The organism is Nocardioides sp. CF8, from assembly GCF_000389985.1.
Lineage (GTDB): Bacteria > Actinomycetota > Actinomycetes > Propionibacteriales > Nocardioidaceae > Nocardioides > Nocardioides allogilvus.
Genome location: NZ_CM001852.1, coordinates 1,990,678 through 2,006,660, shown reverse-complemented (window position 1 = coordinate 2,006,660; position 15,983 = coordinate 1,990,678). Strand labels below are relative to the sequence as shown.

The window sequence follows — 15,983 nt, the reverse complement described above, 5'->3', positions numbered from 1 at the left end:
CCCAAATTGCTTCGACCGATTGACATTGCCCGGCGCGGAGCAGCCCAGACGTCCGGTATGCCGGACCCGGCTCGACGGGGATGATCTGCTCACGCTGTGGCGGCGGGCCGCGAGGGCCGGGACCTCGCGACTAGGGTTGCGCCCGTGGCAACCAGGGCAATCAGGGGCGCGACCCAACTCGACGCGGACACCCGCGAGCACATGCTCGAGCGGGTGGCCGAGATGGTGACCGACGTGATGACGGCCAACGGCCTGAGCGTCGACGACTTCATCTCCGTCATCTTCACCGCAACCAGCGACCTGGTCAGCGAGTTCCCCGCCTATGCCGCCCGCCGGCTCGGCTTCGGGGACGTGCCGCTGATCTGCGCGCGTGAGCTCGAGATCGAAGGCTCCATGCCTCGCTGCGTGCGGATGATGGCGCACGTCGAGACCGACCTGCCGCGCGCCGACATCACCCACGTCTACCTCCACGGCGCGGCCAACCTGCGTCGCGACCTGACCAAGACACGCGACGTCCCCGGCGATGACTGACTCACCCCTGGGCCTGGTCGAGATCGTCGGCACCGGTCTGGTCGGTACGTCGATCGCGCTGGCCTGCCGCCGCGCCGGCATCGACGTCGTGCTGAGCGACCTCTCGGCCGAGCACGTCCGCACCGCCAGCGGGCTCGGCGCGGGTCGCCCGAAACAGGCCGACGACCGGCCGGTGCTGGTCGTGGTCGCCGTACCCCCCGACCACCTGGCCGACGCCATCGTGGCCGCACTCCAGGACGGCGACGCGTTCGTCACCGATGTGGGCAGCATCAAGAGCCGGCCGCTGCGCGACGTCACGGAGCGCGTCGATGCCGCACAGCTGGGCCGCTACGTCGGCTCGCACCCGATGGCCGGCAGCGAGCGCTCCGGACCGCTCGCGGCGAGCGCCGCCCTCTTCGACGGCCGCCCGTGGGCGATCACGCCCCACGCGACCTCGGCTCCGGGCGCGATCGCAGCGGTGGGCGAGCTCGTGGCGCTCTGTGGCGCGGTGGCCACCACCCTGAGCCCCGACGAGCACGACCTGGCCGTCGCGCGCACCTCGCACCTGCCCCACCTCGCCGCCGTCCTGGTGGCCGGCCGCCTGGCGGGCGCTCCCGCCGAGCACCTGGCGCTGTCCGGGCAGGGCGTGCGTGACGTCACCCGGATCGCCGCCAGCGACCCCGCGCTGTGGCAGCAGATCCTCGGGGCCAACGCCGGCGCCGTCACCGACCTCCTGGGCGAGCTGCGCGACCAGCTCGACGACCTGATCGCCGCCGTCCGCGACGACGAGCGCGAGGTGCTGCACCGCATCCTCAGCGCCGGTGTCACCGGCACCCGCGCCATCCCGGGCAAGCACGGCGGCCCGGTCCGGCCGATGCGCTCGATCTTCGTCTCGGTCCCCGACAACCCCGGCGAGCTGGCGCGGCTGTTCGGCGACGCGGGCGAGATCGGCGTGAACATCGAGGACGTGCACATCGACCACGATCCCGGCCGGCCCGTCGGCCTCACCGAGCTCGTCGTCGAGGAGAGCCGCGCCGAGCACCTGTTGAGCGCTCTGGAATCTCGTGGATGGTCGACTCACCGGTAGGCTCACCTACCGTGAGTTCCCTTGTCGTTGCCATTGATGGACCCTCCGGCTCCGGCAAGTCCAGCACCTCTCGAGGCGTCGCCGCCCGGCTCGGCCTGCGCTACCTCGACACCGGCGCCATGTTCCGCGCCATGACGTGGTGGATGCTCAGCCACGACGTCGACCTGGGCGATCCCGATGCCATCGCCGCGCGCGCCGGCGAGCCCCTCATCGAGTCCGGCACCGACCCGCTCGACCCGACGATCACCGTCGACGGCCAGGACGCCTCCGTCGCCATCCGCAGCGACGAGGTCAACGCCGCCGTGAGCCCGGTCAGCGCGGTGCCCGCGGTGCGCGCGCGCCTGCTCGACCTGCAGCGCGAGATCATCGCCGCGGGCGAGGGCATCGTCGTCGAGGGCCGCGACATCGGCTCGGTCGTCGCGCCCGACGCCCCGGTCAAGCTCTACCTCAGCGCCGACCCCGAGGCCCGCGCCATGCGCCGGGCAGCCGAGGCCGGCGGCGACGTCGCCGCGACCCAGGAGTCCCTCCTGGCCCGCGACCGGATCGACTCCGGCCGCGCCACCGCGCCGCTGACGATGGCTGACCGCGCGGTCCACATCGACACCACGCCGTACACCCTCGACGAGGTCATCTCGCAGGTCGTCGCGCTGGTGGAGGCGACCGTTCACGAGGCAGACGCGTGAGCGACCTGCCCCGGCCCAGCGCACACCACCCGCGCCGGGCGTTGCTGCACGGACTCCGACCGGTCTTCCGCAGGGTCGTCCGCGCCCGCTGGGACCTGCGCGTCCACGGCATCGGCAACGTCCCCACCAGCGGCCCCGTCATCTTCGCCTCCAACCACGCCGGCTGGCTCGACGGACCGCTGCTCGCGATCATGGCGCCGCGCCCCGTGCACGCGCTCACCAAGCAGGAGATGTTCGTCGGCAAGCTGGGGCGCTTCCTCAGGGGAGCCGGTCAGATCCCGCTCAACCGCTTCAGCGCCGACCCCAGCGCGATCAAGGCCTGCCTGCGAGTCCTGCAGGACGGCGGCGCCATCGGGATCTTCCCCGAGGGCACCCGCGGCAGCGGTGAGCTCGAGGTCTTCCACCACGGCGTCAGCTATCTCGCCCTCGCCACCGGCGCACCCGTCGTCCCCGTCACCCAGGTCGGCACCCGCCTGCCCGGTGGTGCGTCGGGCTCGCTGCCGCCGCGCGGGGCCCGCATCGACATCTCGTACGGCGAGGCGTGGCGCACGACACGCACCCCCTGGCCGCGCACCCGGGAACACACCCTGGCGACCTCGACGTTGCTCTGGGAGCACCTGCGCGAGCAACAGGCCCGCGCCCTCGCCCTCACCGGGCGTCGCCTCCCCGGACCGTTGCCGGTCGGGGACCGCGAGATCGAACCCGACACCGGGTTCGTCGATCACACAGACAACGTGGCAGACACGCCACATCAGCAGGCCGACACACCGGCCGACCAGCAGGGAGCATCATGACCGAGTACGACGAGCCCACAGGCCCCACTCCGGTGTTGGCCGTCGTCGGCCGCCCCAATGTCGGGAAGTCGACGTTGGTCAACCGCATCATCGGCCGCCGCGAGGCGGTCGTCGAGGACAAGCCGGGAGTCACCCGCGACCGGGTCTCCTACGACGCCCACTGGAACGGCCGCGCCTTCACAGTGGTCGACACCGGTGGCTGGGACCCCGACGCGCAGGGACTCTTCGAGCGGATCGCGCTGCAGGCGGAGGTCGCGGTGTCGCTGGCCGATGCCGTGCTCTTCGTCGTCGACGCCACGGTCGGCATCACCGACTCCGACGCGGCCGTCGTCAAGATCCTGCGCAAGTCCGGCAAGCCGGTCGTGCTGGCGGCCAACAAGGTCGACGACATGCGCACCGAGGCCGAGGCGTTCGGCCTGTGGAACCTCGGTCTCGGCGAGCCGTTCGCGGTCTCGGCGCTGCACGGCCGCGGCTCGGGCGACATGCTCGACGCGATCATGGCCGCGCTGCCCGAGGCGCCCCCGCAGAGCTTCGGCGAGGTCGGTGGCCCGCGTCGCATCGCCCTGGTGGGCAAGCCCAACGTGGGCAAGTCCTCCCTGCTCAACAAGCTCGCCGGCTCCGAGCGTGTCGTCGTCGACAACGTCGCCGGCACCACGGTCGACCCGGTCGACGAGCTCATCACCATGGGTGATCGCACCTGGCGCTTCATCGACACGGCGGGCATCCGCAAGCGCGTCAAGGAGGCGTCGGGCCACGAGTTCTACGCGTCCCTGCGCACGTCGACGGCCATCGACCGGGCCGAGGTCGCCGTCCTCGTCCTCGATGCCGGTGAGACCGTCTCCGAGCAGGACATGCGGATCATCCAGACGATCCGTGACGCCGGCCGGGCCATGGTCATCGCCTTCAACAAGTGGGACCTCGTCGACGACGAGCGCCGCTACTACCTCGAGCGCGAGGTCGAGCGCGACCTCGTCCAGGTGCAGTGGGCGCCGCGGATCAACATCACCGCCAAGACCGGCTGGCACGTCGACCGGCTCGTGCCCGCGCTCGACAAGGCGCTCACGGGCTGGGAGACGCGCATCGGCACCGGCGCGCTCAACACGTTCCTCGGCCGGCTGGTGGGGGAGCACCCGCACCCCGTGCGCAGCGGCAAGCAGCCCAAGATCCTGTTCGGCACGCAGCCTTCGACCGCTCCTCCGACGTTCGTGCTCTTCACCAGCGGCAAGCTCGACGCCGCCTACGAGCGCTTCATCGAGCGGCGCCTGCGCGAGGAGTTCGGCTTCGTCGGCACGCCGATCGTGATCACCCAGAAGCCGCGCGAGAAGCGCAAGCGCTGACGCGCTGGCTCAGTTGGAGGGCTCCGGAAGGTCGGCTTCCTTGCAGTCGACCTTCGGGTTCACGCCCACGTAGTTGAGTGGGCCGGCCACGACGGTGAGGGCGATGTTGCCGGCTTCCGCGCAGTTGGTGTCACTGTCGGCGAAGTAGTCGCGTTGATAGGCAGCGACGATGCCGATCACCAGCCAGATGACCACCAGTAGAGCAATGATCCGTGCCATGCCCCGAACCTAGGCCAGTCACCCGCCCGAGAAATCATCCTTGGGGGTGGCTCACGGATCGAGGCCGAGCGAGCGCAGCCAGGCGATCGGGTCGATCGGCGCGCCCCCGCCCGGCCTGACCTCGAAGTGCAGGTGTGGGCCCGTCGAGTTGCCGGTCGAGCCGACGAGCCCGATCGGCTCCCCGATCTCGAGCCGCGCTCCCGCGCTGGCGAGCGGGGTGAGCTGGTGGCAGTACCAGAGCTCGGTGCCGTCCTCGAGCGTGAAGATCGTGCGGTTGCCGTAGGACCCGGCGTAGGCCACCTCCGTGACCGTGCCGTCCGCCACCGCGACGAGGCTGGTGCCGGTCGTGGCGCCGAAGTCGGCGCCGGTGTGGATGCTCTCCCAGAGCGGTCCGGTCAGCCCGAAGCCCGCCGACAGGTGGTAGTCGTGGATCGGCAGGACGTGCTCCAGGTCCGGGAGGTTGCCGGTGTAGCCCAGTGCCGCGAGGCGGTCCGCCCGGACGCCCTCCACCTCCGCGTGCCGCTCCGCCGCGTCGAACATCGCTGTCAGGGCCAGCTCCCGCTCGTGCACCTGGCGTTCGAGCGCGATCTCCGAGGGATCCCGCGTCTCGGCGGTTCCTTCGACCTGCTCCGGTACGGCGCTCGCCGGCCCGGCGCCGAACGCGACCGCGGCGCACACGAGGACGGTCGCGGCGACTGCGCGGCGTAGATCCATGGCGGGCCCTTCTCAACGGTGCATCGTCACGAGTGTGGGCGCCGTCCCGCGACCTCGCGGGCAAACCGGGGAATCCGGCCCGCCGGTCCAGTCCGGCCGGTTGGGACGGACGCGAACGGGTACCGCGCCTGTGTTCCGTTCCCGAGATGAGGAGATGGCCATGGTCAGCCATGACTTGAGCACGACGACGCGAACTCCGCTCCAGCTGTCCGCCGCGCTGGTGGGGGCGGTGTTCCTGCTGGTCGGGATCCTGGGGTTCATCCCCGGGGTGACCACCAACTACGACGACCTGGAGGTGGCGGGCCACGAGTCGGGGGCCGAGCTGCTGGGGATCTTCCAGGTCTCGATCCTGCACAACGCGGTGCACCTGCTCTTCGGTGTCGCCGGCCTGCTGATGGCCCGGACATCCATGGCCGCGCGGGCGTTCCTGCTCGGCGGAGGTGCGATCTACCTCGTGCTGTGGATCTTCGGGCTGCTGGTGGACAAGACGTCCGCGGCCAACTTCGTGCCGCTGAACACGGCCGACAACTGGCTGCACCTGGCGCTGGGCGCCGGCATGCTCGCGCTCGGGCTGGTGCTGGGCCGGGGGACCGGCGGGGGCCTGCGGTCAGGAGAGCACGTGTAGGAACCGTTCGAGGGCGAGCCGGGTGACCCGGGCGATGACCTCGCCCGGGTCACCGGGCACGTGGTGCTCGTGCGACCGCGTTCCGTCCGGGCCGGCCTCTGCGAGGTGGACCGTCCCGGCCGGACGTCCCTCCTCGGGTCCCGGCCCGCCGACGCCGGTGATGCCGATCGCGAGGTCGGCGCCGAGCAGGTGCCGTACGCCCTCGGCCATCTGGCGCGCACAGGAGTCAGTCACCACCGGGCCCGGGGTCACGCCGAGCACCTTGAACTTCACGCCCTCGTCGTAGGCCACCACCGCGCCCTTGAACCACGTCGCCGCGTCGGTCCCCGCGCCGAGGCGGGCCGACACGTGTCCGGCCGTCAGCGACTCCGCAACGGCGATGGTCCGCCCTGCGCGCAGGGCCAGCTCCGCGATGCGTTCGACGACCTGCTCGTCGTCCTCGTCATGCCAGGTTCCAGTCGCCACGGAGGCACCTCCTCGTTCGGGTGACCCGTGTCGTACCCCGGACCGGTTCGAGCATGCCCGGCCGCGCTGAACCTTGGCCCGGTGATCGGGACTCGATCAGCCGAGGGCCGCGTCGGGGCCGGATGCTGCGTTGGACGGGCGCGGTCCACGAGGGGCTGCGCTTCCTCCGACCACACGGGAGCAAGGCTTGTTCATCATCGCGATCATCGGCGGCACCGGTCCCCAGGGCAAGGGGCTCGGCTACCGCTTCGCCAAGGCGGGTCACGCCGTGCTGCTCGGGTCGCGCTCGGAAGAGCGCGCCGTCGAGGCCGCCGACGAGCTCCAGGCTCGGCTGGTCGGCACCGGCTCGGTCATCGGGGTGACGAACGCCAAGGCCGCGGAGGCGGCCGACCTGGTGCTCCTGGCCGTTCCGTACGACGGCCACGACGACATCGTCGCCGAGCTGGCCGACCGGATGCACGGCAAGGTGGTCGTCAGCTGCGTGAACCCGCTCGGCTTCGACAAGTCCGGCCCCTTCGGGCTCGACCTCGGGCCGACCTCGGCTGCCGAGCAGGCCCAGGCGCTGGCGCCGGGCGCGCTCGTGGTCGGTGCCTTCCACCATCTGTCCGCGGCCTCGCTGATCAGTGAGGCGGACGTGCTCGACCACGAGGACGTGCTCGTGTGCGGCGACGACAGCACCGCGAAGGCGGTCGTGATGGAGCTGGCCGCCACGGTCACCGGCAAGCAGGGCATCGACGCCGGCCACCTCCGGCTGGCCCGCCAGCTCGAACCGCTGACGGCCGTGCTCATCTCCGTGAACCGGCGCTACAAGACCCGCTCCGGCATCGCCGTCACCGGTCTTGCTCGCACCCTGCCTCGCTGAGCAGGGCGGGGGACTCGGGCCTCCCGTCGAGCACCCGGTTGGTCCGCACCGCGACCTGCCAGCCACTCTCTCCGCGCCTCAACCGCCAGTGGTTGGCCGTCGCGCGGCGTACGACGAATCGTCCGTCCTGGTTGACGATCATCAGGGAGTGGCAGACAGCCAGCGCCTCGTCGCCCGACACGGTCACGACCGGCGGGCCGACGAAGTGGGCGCACCCGCCCGTGATCCAGCCCTGGTGGTTCGCCGACTCGACCATCGCCACGATCTCGTCGCGACCGTTCATCACGAGCTCGTCGACGTCGTAGACGCCCTCGGGCTCCCACAGTGCGGCGACGCCCGCAGCCGAGCCGGCGTCGACCAGCGGACCGTAGGACGCGATCAGCCGGGCGATCTCCGCCTGGTCCTCGAGCCGCTGGAGCCGGGCCTCGAGTGCGGCCAGGTCGCTCATTCGCCGACCTTGTCGCCGATGACGGCCAAGGCTGCGAGCTGGTCGCAGTAGTGCTCCACCGAGTCGGCCGCGATCGCGGCACCGGCGATGGTCGCCCCGGCCGCGCGCAGCCCGGTGAGCGCCGCCGGTGCCGCGGCCGCGATCGCTGCCGCCTCCTCGGGAGCCTCCGTCCGCGTGCTGGAGCGGGCGAGTGGTCCGGGAGGGTCGTCAGCGCTGTCGGGTGGCGAGATCTACCTCGGTGGCGGCACGGCGGTGCAGCGCGCCTGCGGAGTCAGCGACACCCCTGACGACATGTTCGCCTTCCTGTCCGCCGCTCTGGGCCCGCACGCGGACACCGAGAAGCTCCGGCTCTACTGCGACGGCTCCGTCGAGCACTTCGACTGGCTCGTCGCGTGCGGCATCGACTTCCAGCACAGCCTCTTCGAGGGGCCGACCTGGATGCCGCCGACCACCGACGGACTGATGTGGCTGGGCGAGGACGCCTGGCCCTACAACGAGATCGCCAAGCCGGCGCCTCGTGGCCACCGCGGCAGGGCGCCCTACTTCGCCGGGCAGGTCGTGATGGACGCGCTGATCGCGCACGCGACGTCCCTGGGGGTCCAGGTCGAGGTCGACACCCGCGCCACGTCGCTCGTCGTCGAGGACGGCCGGGTCGTGGGCGTGAGGGCGCGTCGCTACGGCGCGGACGTCTCGTTCGAGGCGGACGCCGTGGTCCTCACGACCGGCGGCTTCGTCGACAACGACCAGATGCTGGCCGACCATGCGCCGTACCTCCTCGGTCACGGCAAGGTCAGTGACGGGCTCGACGACGGCAGCGGGATCCTGATGGCGCAGGCCGTCGGTGCGGCCACCCGCCGGATGTCGATGGTGGAGGCGGCCTACACCGCCCTGCCAGAGATGGTCTGTCGCGGGATGCTGGTCAACGCGCGGGGGCAGCGGTTCATCAACGAGGACGTCTATCCGGGCCTCTACAGCCACGCCGCCCTTCACCAGCCCGGCCCCTGCTGGGTGATCATCGACGAGGCCGGCTACGACGCGATCGCCGACCCGTGGGGCGTGCGCCCCTCCTTCGCAGCCGAGACGGCCGAGGAGCTCGGCGCCGAGCTGGGTCTGCCGAACGGGGCGCTCGAGGCGACCGTCGCGGCCTACAACCGGGACGCGGCCAACGGCCAGGATCCCGTGTTCCACAAGGACTCCCGCTGGCTGCGCCCGCTCACCGGCGGCCTGGCTGCGGTCGACCCCCGGCTCGGGTTCAACGCCACCGAGAGCACGGTCTCCGGGACCGGGTTCTCCGGCTTGACCCTGGGTGGGCTGCACACGACGCCGGACGGCTCGGTGCTGTCGCTCGCGGGGGACCCGATCCCGGGGCTCTTCGCCGCCGGCCGAGCCTCGTCCGGGATGCACGGCGAGGGCTACATCAGCGGGACCTCGCTGGGCGACGGCACCTTCTTCGGCCGTCGAGCAGGGCGTACGGCGGCGGGCTCGTGAGCGCCCGCGACGAGATCGTCGAGGCGCTGGCTGCGTTCGCGACTGCGACCGATCAACGCGACTGGGCGACGATCCGCTCGTTGCTGGCGCCGGACGCGTTCGCCTACAGCAGCTCCGGGCCCGACGCCATCGTGGCGCAGATGCAGGCCCACCTCGGTGGGTGCGGCCCGACCCAGCACCTGCTGGGCAACCACCGCGTCACCATCGATGGCGACACGGCCCGGTCGCTCAGCTCTGCACGCGTCCACCACGTCGGCGCCGGCCCGAAGGCAGGATCGTCCTACGAGTGCCTGGGGGACTACGACGACTCCTGGGTCCCCGGCCCCGGTGGGTGGCGCATCGTGCGCAGGAAGTTCGAGATCAGGATCGATAGAGGGGACTTCGGAGTGCTTCGTCCAACCGATCAACAGGGGGCGCTCGACACCCCGCAGCAGCTCGCTCTCGAGGCGCGTGCGCTCGAGCTGTGGCGCTCCGAGCCGGTGCGACGCGCGGCCGACGGAGTCCGGGAGCTCTATCGCGCCGACACGCAGGCTGCGACCCCCAGCGGTCTGGCCTCGGTGGACTCTGCTGCCGAGGCGATCGCCTTCGTCGCCGCGCTGTATGCCGTGATCGACGACCCGGCGAACCCCGAGCTCCTGTGGCTGGCCAACGCCGCGCACGAGTGGGCGGCGCTCAGCGTCCCCGGCTCCGGTTATGGCATCGACAACCCCGACAACGTGCACCGCCGAGCCGCGATCGACGGTGTCTCGGAATACGTCGTCCGCGGCTCATCGCCGACCGGCCAGCGGCCCGAGCAGCAGTCGTTCATCGTCTACGCCGAGCCCGCACCGGGCGAGCCGGTGACCCGTGAGGGCGCCGACATCCTGGGCGTCCTGGTCAGCGACGGTCGCCAGGCGATCACGGCCGGGGTCGTCGCGTTCGGTGACTGAGCTCCTGGTCGTCGCCGGCATCGGCGTCGTGGTGTTCCTGCTGGCGGCCCTGGCCCAGGCAGTGAGCGGGTTCGGGTCGGCCCTGGTGGCCGTGCCGCTGCTCGCCCTCGCGGTCGGGCCGTCGACCGCCGTGGTGGCCGCCACGGTGATCAGCATGGTGATCTCGGCCCGCGCCTGGCGCCGCGAGCCGTCCGAGGTCGACCTGCCCCTGGCCCGGACGCTCACGGTCGCCGGCGTGCTCGGCATGCCGTGCGGGCTGCTCGTGCTCACCCGTGCCGACGACCGGACCCTGACGCTCGTGGTCGCGGTCGCGCTGCTCGTCGCGGTCGCACTGATGTGGAGCAGGGTGGTGCTGCCCACGGGACGCCGCTCCGTGTGGGCCTCGGGTGTGACCAGCGGCCTGCTGCTGACCGCGACCGGGATGAACGGCCCGCCGCTCGTCCTGTCGCTCCAAGCGGCCGGCCTCCCACCCCGTAGGTTCCGCGCGACCCTCCAGGCGGTCTTCTGCGGCCAGGGTGCAGTCGCGGTGACGGCCTTCGCCCTGACCGGGCAGCTGCACGCCACCACTCTGGCCGCGATCGCCGGAGGCGTCGTCGGCCTGCCGGCAGGCTGGGCGGTCGGCAACCGGATCTTCCAGCGGCTCTCCCCGGAGCAGTTCCGGTCCATCGTCCTCTCGGGACTGGTCGTCACCGCGGTGGTGGCTCTCGGCAACGTGTTCGTGGGCGCCTAGCCCTCGACGACGGCCCTCCCGGCCAGCCCATCAGTCCTTGGTCGCCTGCTCCTTGTTCTTCGCCGCCATGCCCTTCGCGTCCAGGCCGCCCAGCGAGTCGCTGGAGACCTCCGCGTTGTGGGCGTGGGCGAAGTGGTGAAGTCCGAAGACCGAGTCCATGCCGGAACGCATGCCCTGCAGGTCCTCGGCCTGGTTGACCGCCTTCTTCGTCAGCGCCAGCCCGAAGCGGGGCATCTGGGCGATCCGCCCGGCCATCGCGAGGACGGTCTCCTCGAGGTCGTCGCGCGGCACGACCTGGTTGACCATGCCGAGCTCCTGCGCCCGGGTGGCCGTGAACCGGTCGCCGGTGAAGAGGAACTCCTTGGCAGCGCGCGGGTTCATCACCCAGGGGTGGGCGAAGTACTCGACGCCCGGGATGCCCATCCGGACCACCGGGTCGGAGAAGAACGCGTCCTCGGAGGCGACGATGAAGTCGCACGCCCAGGCGAGCATCAGGCCGCCCGCGATGCAGGCGCCGTGCACCATCGCGATCACCGGCTTGGGCACCTCGCGCCAGCGGCGGCACATGCCCAGGTAGACCTCGGACTCGCGTGCGTAGCGGAGGTCGCCGCCCTCCTTGCCGACGTGCGTCCAGTGGATGACGGCCCGGCGCTCGAACTCGACGTCGACGTCGCGCCCGGGCGTGCCGATGTCGTGACCGGCCGAGAAGTGGTCGCCGTTGCCGGACAGCACGATCACCGCGACGTTGTCGTCGTCGGTCGCCCGCCGGAAGGCGTCGTCCAGCGCGTAGGTCATCGCCGAGTTCTGCGCGTTGCGGTACTCCGGGCGGTTCAACCTGATCCGCGCCACGGCACCCGTCACCTCGTAGGTGACCTCTGGTTCGTTGGTCATGGCTTGCTCCTCAGCTCGTCCTTCAGCACCTTGCCTGCCGCGTTCCGCGGCAGCTGATCGATGAAGACCACGTCACGTGGCATCTTGAAGTTCGCGACCCGCTCGCGCAGGAAGCTCGTCACCTCGTCGGCGCCGAGCGCCTCGTCGGAGGTTCGTACGACGAATGCTCGGCCGACCTCGCCCATCCGCTCGTCAGGCATGCCGACGACGGCGGACTCGACCACGCCGTCGAGCCGCGCCAGTGCCTGCTCGACCTCGGCTGGATAGACGTTGAAGCCGCCGGAGATGTACATGTCCTTGAGCCGGTCGGTGATCGTCAGGTGGTCCTGCTCGTCCACCCTGCCCACGTCGCCCGTGTGCAGCCAGCCGTCCCGGTCGATCGCCTGGGCGGTCGCCTCCTCGTCGTCGAGGTAGCCCACCATCACCATGTCGCCGCGGAACTGCACCTCGCCCTCGTCGCCGGGGTCCACGACCGCCCCGGTCTCCGGGTCGACGATCCGCACCTCCACTCCCGGGACGGGGGCGCCGCACGTGCTGGCCACCAGGGCGTCGGGATCTCCCGGGCGGCACATCGTGGCGACCACGCACTCGGTCATGCCGAAGGCGGTCAACACGTGGTCGAAGCCCAGCTCGGCCTGCATCCGCTCGACCAGCGCCACCGGGACCGACGCTGCGCCGGTCACTGCGATCCGCAGCGACGACCGGTCGATCGAGGCGAGGCCGGGGGAGGCGAAGAGCGAGGTGAAGATCGTCGGGGCGCCCGGCAGCACCGTGATCCGCTCCTCGCCGATCAACCGCAGCGTCTCGTCGACGTCGAACGTGGCCTGCGGGTAGAGGCAGCAGCCGCTGAGCAACGCCACCACGATCCCCGCCTTGTAGCCGAAGGAGTGGAAGAACGGGTTGACGACGAGGTAGCGGTCCTCCTCGGTCACCCCGCAGGTCGAGCCCCAGAGGCGCGCCGCCTCGACGGTCTGCCGGTGCGCGGAGACCACACCCTTCGACCGGCCGGTGGTGCCGGACGTGAAGAGGATGTCGGCGACGTCGTCGGCGTCGACCGCGGCGGCTCGCCGATCCGTCTCGGTGAGTGACGCGTCATCGGCGAGGGCCGCGAGGTCGTCGAACGCGTGCACCCCCGTGGCCGGGTCCCCGTGGCCGATCCGGACGACCACACGCAGGTCGGGGAGCCCGGTCCCGTCGTCATCCGCGGCGGCGGACAGCTCGTCGAGCTGGGAACGTCCGAGGAAGCCGTCCGCCACGACGACGAGCGTCGCCCCGGTCCGGCGCAGCACGTCCACGACCTCGTGGCCCTTGTAGCGGGTGTTGATCGGGACCAGCGCGGCTCCGGCATGGCTCACGGCGAGTGCCGCGACGACCCACTCCAGGCTGTTGGGGGCCCAGATCGCCACCCGGTCGCCCGGTGCCAGGCCCAGCCGGACGTAGGCGGCCGCGGTTCGCCGTACGTCATCGCGCAGCGCCGCCCAGGACCTCGACCGGTCGCCGTCCACGACGGCCGGCCGGTCACCGTGTCGCTCAGCCGCGTGCAGCAGCGCCTGCGGCAGCGTCGTCGGCCGGGGTTGGGTCATGATCTGTTCCACTCCTTGGTCGTGTGGGGGCGTCTGGTGGGTCCGGGACTCGTCACGCGAGCAGGCTGTGACTGCGTCGCATGCTGTCAGCTGCCTGGGTGACGACCCGGTCGATCAGCTCCTCGCAGGTTGGCAGGTCGTCCAGCACGCCGACGACCTGGCCCGCGGCGAGCACGCCGGCGCCGGTGTCCCCGTCGACGAGGCCGGCCTTCAGCATCGTCGGGGTGTTCGCGGCGAGGGTCATCTGGGCCAGGGACCGGCCCTGCGCCTTGCGCATCGCCCGGCCGTCGACGGCGAGCTGGCGCCAGGACATGCCCGAGTCGCGCTTGAACTCCAGGGTGCGCCGCACGGTCGGGGTCAGCCTCCTGAGCCGCGAGGACTCCTCGATCTCGTCGACCAGCGGCGTGCGCAGCATCCGGTGCGGCATGCCGTCGACCTTGTCGGTGACGACGGTGCCGTTGAGGTCGTGGTCGAGATACAACCGCTTCACTGCGTCGGGTACGGCGCTGTCCGCCGTGAGCAGGAACCGCGTGCCCATGCCGATGCCGGCGGCGCCGTACGCCAGTGCGGCAGCGAGGCCGCGGCCGTCGAAGTAGCCACCGGCCGCGATCACCGGGATGTCCACGGCATCGAGCACGGTCGGCAGCAGCAGCGACGTCGGCACGCTGCCGGTGTGCCCGCCACCCTCGCCGCCCTGGATCATCACCGCGTCGGCGCCCCAGCTCGCGACCTTGACCGCGTGCTTGGGCAGGCCGACGCTCGGGATGACGACGATGTCGTGCTCCTTGAGCCTCGCGATCAGCTCGGGCTTCGGAGCCAGCGCGAAGCTGGCCACCTTCACGCCGTGCTCGATCAGCAGGTCGCAACGGGCCGGGGCATCGGCCGCGTCAGCGCGCAGGTTGACGCCGAACGGCGCGTCCGTGCGGCCCTTCACCTCGATGATCGCGGCCTCCAGCTGGGCGATCGTCATGGTCGCGCTGGCGAGGATGCCGAGGCCGCCGGCGTTGGCGGTGCCGCTGACCAGGCGCGGACCTGCGACCCAGCCCATGCCGGTCTGCACGACCGGGTGCCGGACGCCGGTGAGCTCGGTCAGCGGGGTCCTCAGCAGCTGCGCGATCACGTCGAGACCTCCTTGGTGCGGAGCCCGCGCGGGTCGAGCACCTCACGGATCAGCATCAGCTCGCCGGGCGTGGGTTCGCGCGTGGTCGTGACGTCGGTGGGCACGTGGACCTCGAAGCCTGTCGCCGCCCGGACCTCCTCGACGCTGACGCCGGGGTGGGTGGACAGGAGTCGCACCGTGTCATCGGGACCGCCGACGTCGAGGACGGCGAGGTCGGTGACGATCCGGTGGATGTCGTTGTACGTCGACGCCGCCGGTCCGGCTTCCTTCGCCAGCCTGGGCCCGACGCCGGTGACGACGTCGACCCGCTCGACGAAGACGCGCGGCGAGTGCCTGGGCACCCAGTAGGACGTGCGGTTGTTGACGGTGTTGCCGGGGGCACCGCGGCTGCCCAGCAGCTGGCGCTTCGGACGGGCGAAGTCGCCGATCGCGGAGATGTTCTGGTTGCCGTGGCGGTCGATCTGGGTGGCGCCCATCATCACGTGCCGCCGGCCGTGGGCGACCACGTCGAAGACGCGGCGGAACGGGATCCAGCCCTCGACGACCTCGGCCTTCGCGAACAGCGGGGGGACACCGGCGAGGAACAGCGACTCACCGTCGGAGATCACCAGGTCGGGGTTGGAGGTCAGCTTGGCCAGCCGCACCCCGAGCATCGGCATGATGCCCATGGGGGAGCCGAAGATCTCGCCGTCGTCCTTGAACGCGTCGGCGACGGCGGTGGCGCAGACCTCCGCGCGGGTGATGTCGTTCATGCCTGCTCCTCTGCGAACGCAGCGACGGCTGCTTGGTAGGCGGCCTCGTTGCCGGACAGGAACCGCTGCTTGAACGCGCTCCACGCCTCGGGGTCGGCAGCGCTCGTGGCGTAGTGGCGCTGGAACTTCTCGTCCCGCTCGTAGTCGGGCGTGCAGGTGGTGAAGTGGGCGCCGTTGGGCGTCTCGACCACCCCGGTGACCAGCATCCGGCTGAGCAGCAGCCGCTGGACGGGGGTGTCGAGGGTGAGCCCGGCGGTGTCGACGACCTGCTCGCAGGACACGTAGACCTCGTCGGCGGCCATCGCGAAGAGGTCGTCGAAGTAGGGGTCGGGCCCGAGGTAGGTCGCGTTGCCGTGCGCGTCGGCGCGGTTGAGGTGGACGAGCGCGGCATCCAGCTTCAAGGCCGGTACGGCGACGAACGTCTCGCCATCGCCGTACGGACTCGTGATCGTCGTGATGTCGGGGTTGTTGACGAGCACGTCGGAGCCGAGCCCGGCGCGCATCGGCAGGAAGGGCAGGCGCTCGGACGCGGCCTTGAGGCCGGTGAAGAACATGCCCTCGTCCCACTCGCAGACCTCCGGGATGGTCGCGTCCTGGCGGGCCCTGGCGAACAGCGGCTCGAGGGGGATCGAGTCGAGGGAGACGAAGGCGTAGACGAGCCGCTTGATCTTGCCGGCATCGGCGAGCAGGCCGACGTCGGCGCCGCCCCACGACACGATCGTCAGGTCGGTGAGGTCGGAGCGCAG

The 15,983-nt window shown here is 71.4% G+C and carries 19 protein-coding genes; 10 read left to right on the top strand and 9 right to left on the bottom strand.

Features of this window, described 5'->3' with window-relative positions; genetic code table 11:
* Nucleotides 1-144: 144 nt before the first annotated feature.
* The 5 genes from aroH to der are packed head-to-tail and all read left to right on the top strand — an operon-like array spanning nt 145 to nt 4,411.
* Nucleotides 145-531 (top strand): chorismate mutase, encoded by a 387-nt coding sequence (aroH, locus tag CF8_RS09820; RefSeq protein WP_010832965.1) that lies wholly within the window; start codon nt 145-147, stop codon nt 529-531.
* Nucleotides 524-1,597: a prephenate dehydrogenase gene (locus CF8_RS09815; protein ID WP_010832964.1), complete on the top strand. Its 1,074-nt coding sequence runs from the start codon at nt 524-526 to the stop codon at nt 1,595-1,597. Before aroH ends, CF8_RS09815 begins: the two co-directional genes overlap by 8 nt.
* Before the next feature lie 11 nt (nt 1,598-1,608).
* Nucleotides 1,609-2,280: a (d)CMP kinase gene (cmk, locus tag CF8_RS09810; RefSeq protein WP_010832963.1), complete on the top strand. Its 672-nt coding sequence runs from the start codon at nt 1,609-1,611 to the stop codon at nt 2,278-2,280.
* Nucleotides 2,277-3,074 carry a lysophospholipid acyltransferase family protein gene (locus CF8_RS20910; RefSeq protein ID WP_010832962.1) on the top strand — a complete coding sequence of 266 codons (798 nt, stop codon included), beginning with the start codon at nt 2,277-2,279 and terminating at the stop codon, nt 3,072-3,074. The genes cmk and CF8_RS20910 overlap by 4 nt, the downstream gene beginning before the upstream one ends.
* The gene (gene der, locus CF8_RS09800; protein ID WP_010832961.1) at nt 3,071-4,411 is read left to right on the top strand and encodes a ribosome biogenesis GTPase Der; all 1,341 of its coding nucleotides are present in this window, start codon (nt 3,071-3,073) and stop codon (nt 4,409-4,411) included. The genes CF8_RS20910 and der overlap by 4 nt, the downstream gene beginning before the upstream one ends.
* Nucleotides 4,412-4,420: 9 nt before the next feature.
* On the opposite strand, the gene CF8_RS09795 is transcribed toward der, so the two are convergent.
* Nucleotides 4,421-4,630, bottom strand: coding sequence for a hypothetical protein (locus CF8_RS09795; protein WP_036490688.1), 210 nt, complete (start codon nt 4,628-4,630; stop codon nt 4,421-4,423).
* 51 nt (nt 4,631-4,681) lie between these two features.
* The gene (locus tag CF8_RS20905; protein WP_010832960.1) at nt 4,682-5,344 is read right to left on the bottom strand and encodes a M23 family metallopeptidase; all 663 of its coding nucleotides are present in this window, start codon (nt 5,342-5,344) and stop codon (nt 4,682-4,684) included.
* 160 nt (nt 5,345-5,504) lie between these two features.
* Between CF8_RS20905 and CF8_RS09785 the strand changes: the two genes are divergently transcribed.
* Entirely contained in the window at nt 5,505-5,969 is a 465-nt protein-coding gene (locus CF8_RS09785) for a DUF4383 domain-containing protein (protein ID WP_036492765.1), read from the top strand.
* On the opposite strand, the gene CF8_RS09780 is transcribed toward CF8_RS09785, so the two are convergent.
* A complete protein-coding gene (locus CF8_RS09780) occupies nt 5,952-6,434 on the bottom strand; it encodes a CinA family protein (protein WP_010832958.1) in 483 nt (160 codons plus the stop codon). The two genes, CF8_RS09785 and CF8_RS09780, sit on opposite strands and share 18 nt — an antisense overlap.
* 187 nt (nt 6,435-6,621) lie before the next feature.
* On the opposite strand from CF8_RS09780, the gene npdG reads away from it, so the two are divergent.
* Nucleotides 6,622-7,296 carry an NADPH-dependent F420 reductase gene (npdG, locus tag CF8_RS09775; protein ID WP_010832957.1) on the top strand — a complete coding sequence of 225 codons (675 nt, stop codon included), beginning with the start codon at nt 6,622-6,624 and terminating at the stop codon, nt 7,294-7,296.
* On the opposite strand, the gene CF8_RS09770 is transcribed toward npdG, so the two are convergent.
* Nucleotides 7,265-7,744, bottom strand: coding sequence for a nuclear transport factor 2 family protein (locus tag CF8_RS09770; RefSeq protein WP_010832956.1), 480 nt, complete (start codon nt 7,742-7,744; stop codon nt 7,265-7,267). The two genes, npdG and CF8_RS09770, sit on opposite strands and share 32 nt — an antisense overlap.
* A gap of 87 nt (nt 7,745-7,831) precedes the next feature.
* On the opposite strand from CF8_RS09770, the gene CF8_RS09765 reads away from it, so the two are divergent.
* From CF8_RS09765 to CF8_RS09755, 3 genes are read left to right on the top strand one after another with little or no spacing between them, the layout of a single operon-like run.
* Nucleotides 7,832-9,232: an FAD-dependent oxidoreductase gene (locus CF8_RS09765; RefSeq protein WP_010832955.1), complete on the top strand. Its 1,401-nt coding sequence runs from the start codon at nt 7,832-7,834 to the stop codon at nt 9,230-9,232.
* Complete coding sequence (locus CF8_RS21525; RefSeq protein ID WP_010832954.1) at nt 9,229-10,161, top strand: nuclear transport factor 2 family protein; 933 nt, start codon at nt 9,229-9,231, stop codon at nt 10,159-10,161. The genes CF8_RS09765 and CF8_RS21525 overlap by 4 nt, the downstream gene beginning before the upstream one ends.
* Nucleotides 10,154-10,891: a sulfite exporter TauE/SafE family protein gene (locus CF8_RS09755; RefSeq protein ID WP_010832953.1), complete on the top strand. Its 738-nt coding sequence runs from the start codon at nt 10,154-10,156 to the stop codon at nt 10,889-10,891. The genes CF8_RS21525 and CF8_RS09755 overlap by 8 nt, the downstream gene beginning before the upstream one ends.
* Nucleotides 10,892-10,921: 30 nt before the next feature.
* On the opposite strand, the gene CF8_RS09750 is transcribed toward CF8_RS09755, so the two are convergent.
* The 5 genes from CF8_RS09750 to CF8_RS09730 all read right to left on the bottom strand — a co-directional run.
* Nucleotides 10,922-11,782, bottom strand: a complete 861-nt coding sequence (locus tag CF8_RS09750; RefSeq protein WP_010832952.1) for an enoyl-CoA hydratase — start codon at nt 11,780-11,782, stop codon at nt 10,922-10,924.
* Nucleotides 11,779-13,365: a FadD3 family acyl-CoA ligase gene (locus CF8_RS09745; RefSeq protein ID WP_036492760.1), complete on the bottom strand. Its 1,587-nt coding sequence runs from the start codon at nt 13,363-13,365 to the stop codon at nt 11,779-11,781. The genes CF8_RS09750 and CF8_RS09745 overlap by 4 nt, the downstream gene beginning before the upstream one ends.
* 52 nt (nt 13,366-13,417) lie before the next feature.
* The gene (locus tag CF8_RS09740; RefSeq protein ID WP_010832950.1) at nt 13,418-14,485 is read right to left on the bottom strand and encodes an NAD(P)H-dependent flavin oxidoreductase; all 1,068 of its coding nucleotides are present in this window, start codon (nt 14,483-14,485) and stop codon (nt 13,418-13,420) included.
* The gene (locus CF8_RS09735; RefSeq protein ID WP_010832949.1) at nt 14,482-15,237 is read right to left on the bottom strand and encodes a CoA-transferase subunit beta; all 756 of its coding nucleotides are present in this window, start codon (nt 15,235-15,237) and stop codon (nt 14,482-14,484) included. Before CF8_RS09735 ends, CF8_RS09740 begins: the two co-directional genes overlap by 4 nt.
* Nucleotides 15,234-15,983: CoA transferase subunit A (locus tag CF8_RS09730; protein ID WP_036490687.1), on the bottom strand; the 750-nt coding region annotated here is incomplete at its 5' end. The genes CF8_RS09730 and CF8_RS09735, both read right to left, overlap by 4 nt.

What these genes read in the sequence shown, in the direction of transcription:
- CF8_RS09815 (WP_010832964.1), top strand. Translation starts at nt 524, where the DNA reads ATGACTGACTCACCCCTGGGCCTGGTCGAGATCGTCGGCACCGGTCTG.
- der (WP_010832961.1), top strand. Translation starts at nt 3,071, where the DNA reads ATGACCGAGTACGACGAGCCCACAGGCCCCACTCCGGTGTTGGCCGTC.
- CF8_RS09795 (WP_036490688.1), bottom strand. Translation starts at nt 4,630, where the DNA reads ATGGCACGGATCATTGCTCTACTGGTGGTCATCTGGCTGGTGATCGGC.
- CF8_RS20905 (WP_010832960.1), bottom strand. Translation starts at nt 5,344, where the DNA reads ATGGATCTACGCCGCGCAGTCGCCGCGACCGTCCTCGTGTGCGCCGCG.
- CF8_RS09785 (WP_036492765.1), top strand. Translation starts at nt 5,505, where the DNA reads ATGGTCAGCCATGACTTGAGCACGACGACGCGAACTCCGCTCCAGCTG.
- CF8_RS09770 (WP_010832956.1), bottom strand. Translation starts at nt 7,744, where the DNA reads ATGAGCGACCTGGCCGCACTCGAGGCCCGGCTCCAGCGGCTCGAGGAC.
- CF8_RS09765 (WP_010832955.1), top strand. Translation starts at nt 7,832, where the DNA reads ATGGTCGCCCCGGCCGCGCGCAGCCCGGTGAGCGCCGCCGGTGCCGCG.
- CF8_RS09750 (WP_010832952.1), bottom strand. Translation starts at nt 11,782, where the DNA reads ATGACCAACGAACCAGAGGTCACCTACGAGGTGACGGGTGCCGTGGCG.
- CF8_RS09745 (WP_036492760.1), bottom strand. Translation starts at nt 13,365, where the DNA reads ATGACCCAACCCCGGCCGACGACGCTGCCGCAGGCGCTGCTGCACGCG.
- CF8_RS09735 (WP_010832949.1), bottom strand. Translation starts at nt 15,237, where the DNA reads ATGAACGACATCACCCGCGCGGAGGTCTGCGCCACCGCCGTCGCCGAC.